Origin of the sequence: Methylobacterium sp. NEAU K (assembly GCF_030700285.1) — a bacterium.
GTDB lineage: Bacteria > Pseudomonadota > Alphaproteobacteria > Rhizobiales > Beijerinckiaceae > Methylobacterium.
The window spans coordinates 33,947-47,667 of sequence record NZ_JAUYZJ010000010.1; the positions used below are offsets into that span (position 1 = coordinate 33,947).

At 69.8% G+C, this 13,721-nt stretch carries 11 protein-coding genes; 6 read left to right on the top strand and 5 right to left on the bottom strand.

Annotation, left to right across the window (positions count from 1 at the left end; all coding sequences use genetic code 11):
* The first annotated feature begins 95 nt into the window (after window positions 1-95).
* Together Q8W67_RS10385 and Q8W67_RS10390 are read left to right on the top strand one after the other, a co-directional pair.
* The gene (locus Q8W67_RS10385) at window positions 96-998 is read left to right on the top strand and encodes a YihY/virulence factor BrkB family protein (RefSeq protein ID WP_305544795.1); all 903 of its coding nucleotides are present in this window, start codon (window positions 96-98) and stop codon (window positions 996-998) included.
* On the top strand, window positions 977-1,849 hold the full coding sequence (locus Q8W67_RS10390; protein WP_305544798.1) for an alpha/beta fold hydrolase: 873 nt from the start codon (window positions 977-979) through the stop codon (window positions 1,847-1,849). The genes Q8W67_RS10385 and Q8W67_RS10390 overlap by 22 nt, the downstream gene beginning before the upstream one ends.
* 232 nt (window positions 1,850-2,081) lie before the next feature.
* On the opposite strand, the gene Q8W67_RS10395 is transcribed toward Q8W67_RS10390, so the two are convergent.
* Entirely contained in the window at window positions 2,082-3,866 is a 1,785-nt protein-coding gene (locus Q8W67_RS10395) for a glucan ABC transporter ATP-binding protein/ permease (protein WP_305544801.1), read from the bottom strand.
* A 275-nt stretch (window positions 3,867-4,141) separates the two neighbouring features.
* Here Q8W67_RS10395 and Q8W67_RS10400 point away from each other — a divergent pair, with 275 nt between their 5' ends.
* Together Q8W67_RS10400 and Q8W67_RS10405 are read left to right on the top strand one after the other, a co-directional pair.
* Entirely contained in the window at window positions 4,142-4,915 is a 774-nt protein-coding gene (locus Q8W67_RS10400; protein WP_305544804.1) for a motility protein A, read from the top strand.
* 1 nt (window position 4,916) lies between these two features.
* Window positions 4,917-5,750: a flagellar motor protein MotB gene (locus Q8W67_RS10405; RefSeq protein WP_305544807.1), complete on the top strand. Its 834-nt coding sequence runs from the start codon at window positions 4,917-4,919 to the stop codon at window positions 5,748-5,750.
* 24 nt (window positions 5,751-5,774) lie between these two features.
* Here the strand turns inward: Q8W67_RS10405 and Q8W67_RS10410 are convergent, their stop codons facing one another.
* Window positions 5,775-6,278, bottom strand: a complete 504-nt coding sequence (locus tag Q8W67_RS10410; RefSeq protein ID WP_305544810.1) for a CAP domain-containing protein — start codon at window positions 6,276-6,278, stop codon at window positions 5,775-5,777.
* A gap of 175 nt (window positions 6,279-6,453) precedes the next feature.
* Between Q8W67_RS10410 and Q8W67_RS10415 the strand changes: the two genes are divergently transcribed.
* Complete coding sequence (locus tag Q8W67_RS10415; protein WP_305544813.1) at window positions 6,454-7,467, top strand: GGDEF domain-containing protein; 1,014 nt, start codon at window positions 6,454-6,456, stop codon at window positions 7,465-7,467.
* Here Q8W67_RS10415 and Q8W67_RS10420 read toward each other — a convergent pair.
* Window positions 7,447-10,101: a DUF3772 domain-containing protein gene (locus tag Q8W67_RS10420; protein WP_305544815.1), complete on the bottom strand. Its 2,655-nt coding sequence runs from the start codon at window positions 10,099-10,101 to the stop codon at window positions 7,447-7,449. The genes Q8W67_RS10415 and Q8W67_RS10420 overlap by 21 nt on opposite strands.
* A gap of 515 nt (window positions 10,102-10,616) precedes the next feature.
* Here Q8W67_RS10420 and Q8W67_RS10425 point away from each other — a divergent pair.
* Window positions 10,617-11,165 (top strand): HNH endonuclease, encoded by a 549-nt coding sequence (locus Q8W67_RS10425; protein ID WP_305544820.1) that lies wholly within the window; start codon window positions 10,617-10,619, stop codon window positions 11,163-11,165.
* Between the two features lie 297 nt (window positions 11,166-11,462).
* Here the strand turns inward: Q8W67_RS10425 and Q8W67_RS10430 are convergent, their stop codons facing one another.
* Both Q8W67_RS10430 and Q8W67_RS10435 read right to left on the bottom strand, forming a co-directional pair.
* Window positions 11,463-12,359, bottom strand: a complete 897-nt coding sequence (locus Q8W67_RS10430; protein ID WP_305544822.1) for an outer membrane protein — start codon at window positions 12,357-12,359, stop codon at window positions 11,463-11,465.
* 261 nt (window positions 12,360-12,620) lie between these two features.
* Complete coding sequence (locus Q8W67_RS10435; RefSeq protein ID WP_305544825.1) at window positions 12,621-13,595, bottom strand: outer membrane protein; 975 nt, start codon at window positions 13,593-13,595, stop codon at window positions 12,621-12,623.
* Between the last annotated feature and the right edge of the window lie 126 nt (window positions 13,596-13,721).

Consider the following 13,721-nt stretch of genomic DNA (forward strand, 5'->3'; position numbering starts at 1 on the left):
CGCGAACGGGACCGGACGGCGCCGGCGGCGTTGACGGGCCGGCCCGGGCACCGTTCATCGGCGGGCCCGCCCGCCACGAGGATCGTTGGACACCCGTGAAACCTCTCCGCAGCGGATTACAGGTCGCAGGCCTCGCCGCGCAGCGCTTCGTCGCCCATGACGGCTGGGCGATCGCCAGCCACATCGCGCTCTCGACCCTGACGTCGCTGTTCCCGTTCCTGATCCTGCTGGCGGCGGTCGCCGGCCTGTTCGGCACGCAGTCGCTCGCCGACGAGGCCGGGATCCTGATCTTCGATGCCTGGCCCCGGGAGATCGCCAAGCCGATCGTCGGCGAGGTGCATCGCGTGCTCACCGAGCAGCGCAGCGGCGTGCTGACGCTCGGCGCGCTGCTCGCCCTGTACTTCTCCTCCTCGGGCGTCGAGAGCCTGCGGGTCGGCCTGAACCGGGCCTACGGCCTGCGCGAGAGCCGTCCCTGGTGGCTGACGCGGCTCGAATCGATCGGCTACGTCGTGTGCGGGGCCTTCGCCATGCTGGCCTTCGCGCTGCTCGTCGTGCTGGGGCCGCTGATCTGGCGCAACGTCGTTCTGGTCGCGCCGGGGCTGGAGCCCCTCAGCCTGACCGTGGCGATCGGGCGCATCGCGGTCACCGCCCTGCTGCTGAGCATTGTCCTCGTCATCGCCCACAAGTTCGTCGCCGCCGGAAGGCGCTCCATCCTCTCGGTCCTGCCGGGAATCGGGGTTACGCTGGTGCTGTGGTTCTTCGCAGGCCTCGGCTTCGGGTTCTACCTCGACCGCTTCTCGAACGCCTACGCGTCGACCTACGGGGGCCTGGCCACCGCGATGGTGTTCCTGGTGTTCCTGTACTGGCTCGCCGCCATGTTCCTGTTCGGCGGCGAGATCAACGGCACGGTGATCGCCGCCCGCCGCAGCCGGCTCCAGGCGCGGATGCTGGCGCGGCGCGCCGAGATGGAGGGACGATGGACCGGATCGAGCACCTGAGGATTCAGGTCGACGGCGCGGAATTGCACGTCGCCCGCTGCGGCACCGGCACTCCGCTGCTGCTGCTGCACGGCTGGCCGGAATTCTGGCTCACCTGGGAGCCCGTGATGGCGCGGCTGTCCGCCCGCCACACCCTGATCGCCCCGGACCTGCGCGGCTTCGGCGACAGCGACAAGCCCGCCGGCGCCTTCGGGCCGCCGGAGCAGGCCGCCGACATGGTGGCCCTGCTCGATGCTCTCGGGATCGCCCGGGCCGGCATCGTCGGCCACGATGTCGGCGGGGCGGTGATCCAGGCGCTCGCCCGGGCCCACCCGGAACGCTGCGCCGGCCTGTTCCTGTTCGACTTCGTCTATCCCGGAATCGGCCCCCGCCTCGGGGCGCCGGACCGCCTCAGCGAGATCTGGTACCAGTCCTTCAACCAGATGGACCTGGCGGTGACGCTGGTGGGCGCCAGCCGGGAGAGCTGTGCCGCCTATATCGGCCACTTCCTGCGGCACTGGTCGCACCGGACGGAGGCGTTCGATGGGGTGCTGGACGCCTTCGTGGACAATTTCCGCAAGCCCGGAAACCTGGCGGGCGGCTTCGCGCATTACCGGGCGGCCCATGCCGGCCGGATCGCGATGCTCAAGGGCGAGGCCCCGCCCCTGCCGCCGATCGGCGTGCCGACCTGCGTGCGCTGGGCCGAATTCGACCCGATCTTCCCCTCCGCCTGGACCGACCGTCTGGGCGAGACCTTTTCCGATCTCGACTGCGCACTGTTCCAGGGAGTCGGGCACTTCCCCCACCGGGAGGATCCCGACCGGGCGGCGCAGGAGATCGCGGGGTTCTTCGCGCGGATCGGGTGGATGTGAGCCGGGCGGCCGCTTCTCTCACCGAAGTCACGGATGCACCGCGCCCCTGTCCCGGTCAGGCTGGCGTTCGTAGGCCGTGACACCGGGCGAGCGCTCCAGCCCCTCGCGGGAGGAGCCGGAGGTGGGGGTTGTGCAGGAGGGACCGCTGCGCTCCGTCCGGAAACACCCCCCATCCCGGCCCCCTCGCCGCAGAGGGAAAAGCGCGGGGATCGAGAGACTTGCGGCCGAGCCCCTACGCCGCCAGCGCCAGCCGCCCCTCATCCTCGTCGGCCTCGGACGCCATGAACTGGGCGCGGGCGAGTTCGGCGAAGCGGCCGTTCTCCGCCACCAGCGCGTCGAAGGTGCCCGCCTCGACGATCCGGCCCTCGTGGAAGACCAGGATGCGGTCGGCGTTGCGGATCGTGGCCAAGCGGTGAGCGATCACGAAGGTGGTGCGCCCCGCCATCACGGCCTCCAGGGCGCCCTGGAGCTTGCGCTCGGTGGCCGCGTCGAGGGCCGAGGTCGCCTCGTCGAGGATCAGGATCGGCGGGTTCTTCAGGAGCGCCCGGGCGATCGAGAGCCGCTGGCGCTCGCCGCCGGACAGGGAGCGGCCGCGCTCGCCGATCACCGTGTCGAGCCCGTCGGGCTGGCGCGCCATGAAGGCGCCCGCCTGGGCCCGCTCCAGGGCGTCGAGCATCTCGGCATCGGTCGCGTCGGGACGGCCGACCTGGAGGTTCTCGCGGATCGAGCGGGCGAACAGCATCGGCTCCTGGAACACCACGCCGATGTTGTGGCGCAGGGAGGCGAGGCCGATGTCGCGGACATCCAGGCCGTCGATGCGGATCGCGCCGGAAGCCGGGTCGAAGCTGCGGTGCAGGAGGCCCAGCGTCGTCGACTTGCCCGAGCCGGTGGTGCCCACGAGCGCCACGGTCTCGCCGGGGCGTGCCGAGAACGAGACCCCGTCCAGCGCCTTGCGCCGGCCATCATACGAGAAGGCGACGTCCTCGAAGGTGACCTCGCCCGCGAAGCGCGCGACCTGCCGGGCCTGCGGACGGTCGGCCACCGCCGGCACGGTGTCGTAGATCTCGAAGAACTCGGCGATCTTGGGCGCCTGCTGGAAGAGGCCGTTGACGAAGCCGACCACGTGGTCGAGCCGCGCCACGAAGGCGGTGGCCAGGCTCATGAAGGCCACGACCTCGCCCACCGTGGTGGTGCCCGCCTGGTACAGCCAGATGCCGGTGACGAAGATCGCCGTCATGGTGATGGTCGCCGAGGCCCGGGTCGCCACGTTGGCGAGCGCCCACCAGGACAGGACCGGGATCTGCGCGGCGAGCAGGTTCGTGATGATGCCGCGCATCGCGTCCTTCTCGGCCTTGGCGCGGGTGAAGGACTGGATCACCGCGACGTTGCCCAGCGCGTCCGATGCGTGGGCGGCGAGGCCGGAATTGAATTCCTCGACCTGCCCCTGGAGCGTCTCGGTCCGGCGCATCACGAAGGTGGTGAGCGCCGTGAAGGCGAGCACCAGCACCACCAGGATGGAGCCGAGCTGCCAGTTGATGAACAGGGTCAGCGGCAGGAGCACGACCAGCGAGACCAGGGCGACGAGGTGGTCCCGGAAAAAGCCGAGCCACAGCCAGGCCATGCCGTTGGTGCCCTCCAGCATCGCCTTCAGCACCCGGCCCGAATGGTTGGCCGAGTGGAAGGCGAGCGGCAGGTCGAGCACGTGCTCGAAGTAGCTCGCCATCGACGACAGGCGGTTGCGGTGGGCGAGCCGGTCGGCGTGGAGCGCGATGAACACGCCCGCCGCGATGGTGAAGAAGCCGAAGGCCACCCAGGCGGCCAGCAGGGGCAGCATGGTACCCATGGCGTTGCCGCCGCGCTTGAGATGCGTCAGCTGGTCGATGATCCGGCCCATCAGCAGCGGCTCGGCGAAGGCCGCGACCGCGAGCACGATGTTGGTGACAGCCAAAGCGGTAGCCAGCCGCCGCTCCGCCTTCAGGAATCCCAGGACCCGCCCGTACAGACGAACCATCGCCACCGCTCCGACGCCCCCGGCGCGGCCCGTGTGATCCGGGTCTCACGCCATCCCTTAAGGTCTGCGCGTCGGGCGCATAACGCCGTCCCCGCCGCCAAACCCCTCGCACGACACGGCTTATGCCGGGCCGTGCCTGAACGGGCGATGACGGCGCCATACAGGTTCAAAAGCGGCGCCTTTACGGTTCGTTCAGCAAGATTTCCTACCGCTGTGGGCAACCCGGCCGCATGCGACCGCTGGGACCGCTTCCTTACGATTTCGCATCGGGCGCCCGCAGCATGGATCTCGCAACCGCACTCGGCCTGCTCTCCGGCCTCGGCGTCGTGGTCGGGCTGATCATGCTCGATGGCGGTCATTTCGGCGCCTACGCGTCGGAGCACGCGGTGGTCGTAGTGTTCGGCGGCGCCACCGCGGCCACGATGATCCGCTTCCCCTTCTCGGTGATCGTGCACGGCCTTCCGATGGGCCTGCGCTTCGCCTTCATGATGCGCTCGGTGAAGCCGCAGGAACTCATCGAGGAGATCACCAAGATCGCCGACGTGGTCCGCAAGTCCGGCCCGATGGCGCTGGAGAACATGGAGATCTCCGACCCGTTCCTGGCGCAGGGTGCCCGCTACATCGCCGACGGCTACGACCGCGAGTTCATCCGCGACACGATGGAGCGCGACCGTGACAACTTCCTGATGCATCTCGACGAGGGCTCGAAGGTCTACCGGGCCTACGGCGACTGCGCCCCGGCTTGGGGCATGATCGGGACGATCCTCGGCATGGTGGCGATGTTCGCCAACATGTCCGACCCCTCGAAGCTCGGGCCCGCCATGGCGACCGCCCTGCTCGCCACCCTGTACGGGGCGGTGATTGCCAACCTGATCACGCTGCCGCTCGCCGACAAGCTGCACGTCAAGCTGGAGGAGGAGGACGTCTCGCGCTCTCTGATCATCGACGGCATCCTGATGATCCGCGACCAGAAGAGCCCGACCCTCGTGCGCGAGATGCTGGTCGCCTACCTGCCGCACAACCACCGCGAGGCGCTCCTCGAGCCGGCCGCCTGACATGGCCAAGAAGAAGCGCGGCGGCGCGCATGGCGGCCACGGCTGGTTCGTGACCTTCGCGGACCTGATGGCCCTCCTGATGAGCTTCTTCGTGATGGTCGCGGCGTACTCGACGCAGGACCAGAAGAAGATGCAGGTGGTGGCCGGCTCGATGCGCGACGCCTTCGGGGTCAACAAGGAATCCCGGTTCGCCGGCATCCTCGAGAGCGAGGGGCTGCCGGCGGCCGACCACGTGAAGTATCTGCGCGACGTGCCCCCCGATCAGGCCACCGACCGGACCACGCCGCCGCGGATCGATCAGAGCAGCGAGTTCGGCCTGACCGACACAGGCGAGCCGGACAATTTCGGCCTCGCGGCGGCCTCCCTGCGGCAGGCGCTGCAGGACATGCCCGACATCGCCGAGCTGTCGAAGAACGTCGTGATCGCCCGGTCCGAGCACGGCCTCGACGTGTCGATCGTCGACCAAGACGGGCGCTCGATGTTCCCGGACGGCTCGACCCGGCCGAACGAGCGCACCCGCCGCCTGCTCGAGAAGCTCGCTCCGACCCTGCGCCAGCTGCCGAACCGCATCGCCGTCACGGGGTTCACCGCCACCGACCGGCCCGGCCAGCGCCCGGCCGCGCCTCCCTGGGAGCTGTCGGCGGGGCGCGCGATCAGCGTGCGGGAGATCCTGGCCGGCGCCGGCCTGCCGGACGACCGGTTCGCGTCGGTCGCCGGCAAGGCCGACACCGAACCGATGTTCCCCGACAATCCCTACATGGCGGCCAACCGACGCGTGACGGTGACGCTGATGAAGGAGGCCCCCCCGGTGCCGAACGTGAAGGGTCTGCCGTGAGGGCGCCCGGGCTCTGATCGGGATCTACTTGGCCGTGAGCAGAGCCCAGTAGACCTTGTACTTCGAGCCCGGCGCGTACGCGGTGGCGATCCCCATCCGGGTCGCCCGGGGGTCCAGCATGGTCGCGTCGTGCGGCGCGCTCTCGCGCCAGCCGGAGAACGCTTCGGCCAGCGTGTGGTAGCCGGCTGAGAGGTTGGCGTTCACGTCGGCGTAGCCGAGCCGCCCCACCGCGGCCTTCACGGTCTGAGCCCGGCTCGGCCGGTCGGCCAGCGCCATCGCGGCCGCCTCCGCCTCCGCCAGCCGCTGCAATTCGGGATCCACCGTGAGGGGCCCCGCGCCGCGGTTGCGGCGATAGGACGAGATCATGTCGCGGGCGGCATCGACGTCGACATGGGCCGTGTCGCTGGCGAGCGGCAGGTAGATGCTCGGCAGCGCCGAGGTGGTCGGCGCCTCGGTGGTGCAGCCGCCGAGCAGCGCTGCGGCGGCCATCCCGGCCAAGCCCGTGGCGCAGCGCAGGCCGCCTCTCATGAATCGACCGCTCGAATCCCGTCTGGTCACGTCTTGCCCGCCGCATCCGACGGCCGTGCCGCCCGGCCGCGGGATATAGGCGATGCTGTCCGATTCCGCACCCGGCAGGTTAGGGGATCCTCAAGTGGTATTGGTCTAAAAAAGCACAATTCAGCCGACTGAGCGACAGCCTGCGATGCCGGATGCGGCCCGAAATCGATCCGGCACCCGGTATGGGGCGGACATCGCCGACGATGGGGGCGCCGCGCATCTTGCGGCCGAGCTCGCCCTGCGGGCAGCCATCATCCGCGAGCAGGAGGCGCTGCTGTCGCGGCGGGAGCGGGCGTTGGGCGCCGCAGCAGGCCTGTGGACCTGCCGCCTGAGCGACCAGACCCTCGACTGGACCGGCGGCGTCCACGGCCTGTTCGGGATTCCGCCCGGCGCCCCGCTGCACCGCGCGCGGATCCTTGAACTCTACGAACCGGCCTCCAGGCGGCTTCTGGAGACGATCCGGGAGCGGGCGATCCTCGGGTGCGGGACGTTCCGGCTCGATTCCGAGATCGTCACCGCACAGGGGCGCCGGCGCTGGATCCGGATCTCGGCGGCGGTGGAGGCGGAGGGCGGCCGGCCGACCCGGATCGCCGGGATGAAGCAGGACGTCACCGAGGAGATCGCCCGGCTGGCCGAGCTGACCCGGCGCGCCGACCGGGACCCGCTGACCGGCCTGGCCAACCGGCGCGCTTTCGAGGAGCGGTTCCACGCGGGAGCCTACCTCGCACGGCCCGCGCAGGTGGGGGCGCTGATCCTGGTCGATCTCGACGACTTCAAGCGGATCAACGACACCCACGGCCACGCCGCGGGCGATCTGTGCATCCGGCGCGCCGCCGCGCGGCTCGCGGCCGTCTGCCGGCACGCAAGTCTCGTGGCGCGGATCGGCGGGGACGAGTTCGCCGTGCTCCTGCAGGCGCCGGCCGATCCGCGGGGACTGGTGGAGCTGGGCCGGCGCATCGTCGCAGTGCTGGGCCGGCCGATCGTCCATCGCAGCCACGCGATGCAGGTCGGCGCCTCGGTTGGGATCGCCCCGGGAGGCGGTTCGCCGGCAGAGCTGTTCAGCCGGGCGGACGCGGCCCTCTACGCCGCCAAGGATGGGGGGCGGAACGCGGTCCGGATCGACTACGGCCCGCGCCGGTCAGCCGCCGGCGCTCCTTAGGCCGCGGTCGCGGGGACCGCGCCCGGCCTCCTCGGGTTCCGGCACGGGCCGCACGAACCGGCTCGCGATCTCCCCCATCGCGGCCTGCATCGTGTCGAAGCCCTGCACCGTCACGATGCTGGAGCCGGGGCCGAGCGGCGGGATGAAGCCCGCCTGCGACAGGGTGGCGAACACCGCGTAGTTCAGGTCGGTCTGGACCTTCAGGCCGAGGCTCACGTCGACGATCCAGACGAGCAGCTCGAATTCCAGGAACGGGTCGCCGATCTTCTTGAACACCACCCGGGGCGCCGGGTCCTTCAGCACGTCGGCATGGTCCTGCGCGCAGCCGGCGATCATCTCGGCGGCCCGCACCGGGTCCTGGTTGCGCAGGACGCTCACCGTGATGCTGACCCGGCCCGAGCGGTCGCCGCGCACCCGGTTCTTGACCACCCCGGAGATCAGGTTCGAGTTCGGCACGATCACAGCCGAGCGGTCGAAGGTCTGGATCTCGGTGGAGCGCACCGAGATGCGCTTCACGATGCCTTCCTGGTCGCCGATCACCACCTGGTCCCCCACCCGGATCGGGCGCTCCCACAGGAGCAGCAGACCGGAGACGAAGTTGTTGACGATCGACTGAAGGCCGAAACCGATACCGACCGAGAGGGCGCCCGCCACGATGGTGAGCTTCTCCAGGCTCAGGCCGAGATACGAGAAGGCCAGGGCCAGGGCGAGCAGGAAGCCGCAATAGCCCGCGACCGTCGTGATGGAGTTGCGCAGGCCGGCGTCGAGGTCGGTGGCCGGCAGGTAGGTCAGCTCCAGCCAGCGCTGCACCGCCCGAGTGACGAAGACGCCCAGCACCAGGATGCCGACGCCGAAGGCGATGCTCGAGAGCGAGATCGTGACGTCGCCGACCTTGAAGCCGAAGAAGGCCTGCCGGATCGACGAGACGATGTCGGTGGAATCGAGCCCCCAAGGGGCCAGCGCGAGGAGCGCGGCCAAGAGGATCAGGACCACCCGGGTGGCCCCGGTCGCCAGGACCGAGATCTGGGTCAGCGAGCGCTTGCGCAAACCGGTATTGGCCTGGAGCGTGGTGGCGAGGCGCGTCTCGTCGCAGAGGGCCCGGCCGACGAAGGTGTCGACGCTCTGGACCAGCAGGTAGAGCAGGACCAGGACGCCCGCGTCCCAGATCAGCTGGTCGATCAGGAAGGCCGCGAAGGCGACGTAGCCCACGAGCGCGCCGAGCCCGATCAGCGCCACCGCGGCCCAGCCGAGCAGGCGGGCCGGTCCGCCGATGCCCGTGGTGGTCTTGGTCGGCACGTAGGGGCCGAAGCAGGCCTCCTCCTCCTGCTCGGTATCGGCGAACCGGTGGAGGCCGACCGCGAGGATCAGGGCCGTGGCCACGGCGCCGAGGCCGCGGGTGGCGATCGAGATCGGCAGGGCCGCCGAGATCCCGGAGTTGAGCGCCTCCACGGACTTCACCACGGTCGCCACCGTGGCGATGCCCACCGCCAGCCGGGTCAGGCGCGTGGCCGCCGAGTCGCTGACAGGGGCCGGGCGCCAGGCGGGCTTGTCCGGGCTGAGCAGCCCGTCGCAGAGGGCCTCGACGAAGGCGATGAAGGCGAGGCCGCCGAGGATCGCGGCGGCCACCGGCAGGAGTCGGGACGGCAGGAGATCGGTGGCGTCGAGCGCATAGTAGACCGCATAGGAGCCGGCCACCGCCGGCACCGTGCCGAGCAGGATCACCCGCCAGGCCGCGAGCAGCGTGGCGCGCCGCGACGGCTCGATGACGGCGCTGTCCCGGCGGGCGGCCCGGGGTGCGATGTTGCGGCGCCCGAAATACAGCGCGATCGAGACGCCGAAGGCGAGCCCGAGGAACAGCAGGTTGCCGATGCTGCCGTTGCGGGAGAACAGCAGCCCGATATCCGACACGGCGCTCTGGAGCGAGCGGGTATCCCGCGGCACGTCAGCCATCACCTTGGCCCAGAGCGCCGGGCTGACCAGCGGCTGGGAGCGCTGGAACAGGTCGCGGGTGAAGGATTCGCGCCGGCGGTTGGAGACCCGGTCGATGATTTGGTCGCCCTGCACCAGCAGGGAGCGGGCGAGGCGCTGGGTCTCGTCGATGCGGGTCACCGCGGCCTCGCGCTCCACCCGCTGCTCGGCGACGTCGGCGCTCTCCTCGGTGTCCTTCGGCTTCGGCCCGAGTTGGGCGAGCCGCTCGCGCGCGGCCTCCAAGGGCGCGTCGAGCCGGGTGATCAGCGCGCGGATGTCCTCGGTGACGGTGCCGGCGCTGTCGCGGATGGCGGTCAGGTCAGCCGCGGTCAGGTCGGTATGCGACAGCTGCTTCTCGCGGGCGTCGAGTTCCGCCTTGTCGGCATCGAGCTTGGCCCGGACCGCCTTGTGCTGCTCGGACATCTCGGGCTTGGGTGCCGCGGGCTTGGCATCCGAAGCCTTGGCGTCGGAAGGCTTGGCGTCGGAAGGCTTGGCATCCGACGCCTTGGTCTCGGCCGGCTTGCCCGCCGGCGCCGCGGCCTGGGCGCGGGCCGGCAGGGGTGCGGCGGCCGGGATTCCGAGCATCAGCGCGGCGAGAAGGGCGAGCACGGCGGACGGGCGCGGCGCGGCCTTCGACGTCCGGGAGCACGCTGGCGTGCGGATCATGGGCGACCTCTCGTCGGGCGCGCCGGGCGCGCGGCCGGAATCCGGCATCGGAAGGACCGGCGATTCGGGCGAGTCGCGCGGGCCTGTCGGGAGGCCGGGCTCTGTGGCGGAGCAATGGGGCGAAACCGTGCCCCCCGCACAGCGTGGGTCGGATCGGAGGACCGCCGGCCCTGCCGTGGGTGCGTCCCCGGGGCTCAGCGGGAAAAGCTTCACAAGGGTGTCACGCTGGGATTAGATGAACGCCTTATGGACAGGGCCTTTTCGTCGTCACGCGAAAGGGCGCGGCCGGCGGTGACGCCGGTCCGGCCCGGCCGCGTTCCGGATGCTACCGCCCCGACCGGCGCCCCCGCGCGCCGGCCCGCCGCCCTGTTGCTCCTTCCGCCTCTCCCGCCGAGCCGACGCCCCGCCCGCCGGCCCATCCTGCATCGGTCAATGGCCGATTCGGACGGGCTGGCGGGGCGCCGGCGCGTTCCCGCGCGTTATACGCGTCAGAGATAGTCCGAAGAGTCGCGCCGATGATGGATCTCCAAACCCTCGTCCTCAACGCGGATTATCGGCCGCTCTCGTACAATCCGCTCTCCCTGTGGTCGTGGAAGGACGCCTTCACGGCCTTGTTCCTCGACCGCGTCACCCTGGTAGCGAGCTACGACGTCGAGGCACGCTCGCCCTCGCGGGCGTTGCGGGTGCCCAGCGTGGTCGCGCTGAAGAACTACGTGACGCTGGCCCGCAGCCCGGCCTTCACCCGCTACAACATCTACCTGCGCGACGGCTTCAGCTGCCAGTATTGTGGCCTGCGCCTGCCCTCCGGCGGCCTCACCTTCGACCACGTGGTGCCGCGCTCCCGCGGCGGCCTGTCGAGCTGGGAGAACGTCGTGGCGGCCTGCTCGCCCTGCAACCTGCGCAAGGCTAACCGCACCCCGCAGGAGGCCGACATGCCGCTGATGACCGAGCCGCGGCGGCCGACCCGCTACGAGCTGCACCACCGGCAACCCGAGTTCGACCACCGCCAGTATCACCACACCTGGCTCGACTACCTGTATTGGGACAGCGAACTGGAGAGCTGAGGCCGGTTCACCAAGCGGGTCCGCGCCTAGGCGGCTCGTTGTACATCGGGACGTTGGGGTTGCGCGGCAGGTAGCCCCGGACGATCACGGGCGGCGCGAGCGGGACGGGTACGGACCGCACCCGGATCCGATGCCGAACCACATGCGGCTCGGGCCCGTCTCCAGGCCACGCCGCGGACGGGGCAGGTGCCAGGGCGAGGCCGGCGAGCAGGAGGGGGACGACGATTCGGACGGATCGGTGGATTCGCATGGGCATCTCCCGCCGACGCGGGGCACGAAGGCGACGCGGGACGCGCATCAGAACTTGACGGCCGCGCCGGCGCGGACGGTGTTCAGGTTGACCTTGTGCCCGTCGAAACCGTTGAACAGGACATACTGATACTCGGCGCGCAGGAGGATGTTCGGCGTGATCGCGTATTCGATGCCGGCACCCGCCGCCACGCCGGCGACGACCTTGGTCTTCGACTGGGTCTGGAGGTGCGTGAACGGGGTCCCGTTGTAGGGTGCGTTCGGGTTGAAGCTCGCGTAGCCGAAGCGGGTGATGTAGGTCGATGTGCCGGCAAGGGTCGCGTTGTAGGCGTTGAGGTCGAATCCGTAGTTCTGGTAGCTCGTCGCATCCGCGACACGCGCCCGCCCGATCGCCACGCCGCCGGTCACGTAGGGCAGGAAATTGCCCAGCGCGTAGCCCACTCGGGCGCGTAGCGTGCCGTAATCGTTGACGCGCGTGGCCGTGGATCCGGACAGGTTGACGGTTTCCAGGGTTCCAGAGGTGGTCTTTATGAGACTCAGCGCGTCGCTCGATACGCCCATCCGGCCGAAATAAGTGTAATCCCCCTCGACGCCGAAGACGAACTCGTCGATTTGGACGTTGTAGCCCGCAAAGGCACCGAAGCTGACGTCGCCGACCCGCTTCGACGGGGGATTGAGCAGGGTGGAGGCGTTGAAATTGGCCTCGCCCGTCGTGTCGTGGGAGTCGCGGTAGATCAGGGGCTGCAGCGCCCCCTTGCTGCCGAGCGCCGCGGACGAATACCCGCCGTGTCCGCCGACATACACGCCGCTCCAGTCGATCACGGGGGCCGGGGCCGGGTCGTACTCGGCACCGCGCAGGTAATCGTAGTCGAGATCGGCGGCCCGGGCGGTGTTGACACCGCAGAGACCGAGAACCGCCAGCAGCGGAAGGGTGACGGTACGCATCGGGTTCGTCCTGGGACTGAAGAGACGGACGGCGGATCGAGCCTCGATACGGTGATAGACCAGTAACCTTAATCGTCCGTTTCGAGATCGTGATTCCGGGATCCCGATCCGGTCATTCTGATCTTGGTGCGTATCGTCCGGCGGCGTTAGCGGTCACGGTCGCACATCGGGCCGCACGGGGTGGCCGCGCCGCAACGAAAAACGGCGCGGAGGGCATCCGCGCCGTCATCGCTTGGCAGTGACGTCAGGTCGGGTGAGCGCTCAGTACTTGCGCACCAGCGGACCGGGGACCGGCTCCGGCATCAGCGGCGGCAGCGGCGCCGAGACGAGGCCGCCGAGGTAGTAGCGCAGGCCGATCTTCACGTCGTGCGCCTCGATGTCCTTCATCTTGATCGGGCGCAGGGTGTCAGTGCAGCACGGCACGAAGCCCGCGCCCGTCTCGGCCTTGCCGAGGTTGAGGTAGCGGTAGGCCAGCTCGATCTTCAGCGCGTCGGTCACGTTGTAAGCGAGACCGGCATGGAGCGCCCAGGCGAAGCTGCCGGTGGTCTTGTCCTTGTAGAACTTGCTGCCGCTGTTGGTGTTGTACACCGGGTTGCCGTTCCCGTCGTAGACGGGCGCGTACGGGATGCAGCCGCAGCCCGCATTGGAGTAATCGTAGGCGTAGCTCGGGCTGGTGAACTGCTGGTTGGTCGAGTAGCTCGAAATGTGGTTGAAGGCGTAGCCGACGCCGCCACCGATGAACGGCGTGATGCCGTACCAGGTGCCGAGATCGAAATAGGCGTTGGCGAGCACCACCGCGGAATCGAAGTTGCCGCTGGACTTGTTCGTCCCGTAGGAACCGAGCCCGTTGTCGTAGTCGGGGCCCCTATAGTACTCGCTGCCGCGCAGGCCTGTCGAGTAGCGGTACTCACCGGTCACGTCACCGCGGAAGTACGGGGTGAACTGATAGCCGACGCCGACGCCCGCGAAACCGCCGCCGCCGACCTCGTTGCCGAACGAGCGGTTGGCGTCCGGGTAGCCGGTGTAATCGTAGGCCTCGCTGTATTTCGGGCGGGTATAGACGCTCGCGCCCACGTCGCCGCGCAGGTACCAGCCGCCGCCGACCTCGATCTCGGGGGGCGGAGGCGGCGGCGGAGGCGGCGGCAGCAGGTCCGCAGCCGCGGCGAGGCAGGGCGCGCCGACGCTCGCCGCGAGCGTCAGGCTACGCACCAAGGCATTCAGCTTGGAGCGGGCCATGAGAATTCCTTCACTGGACTCGTGTGCCGGAAGCGTGGCGTGCCGGCTCGGGTTACGAAGTGAAGGATGGATGGAACGTCTTAAATCCGGCTTAACGTTAAATGTTAGCCTTGCGAGGTCGTTGCG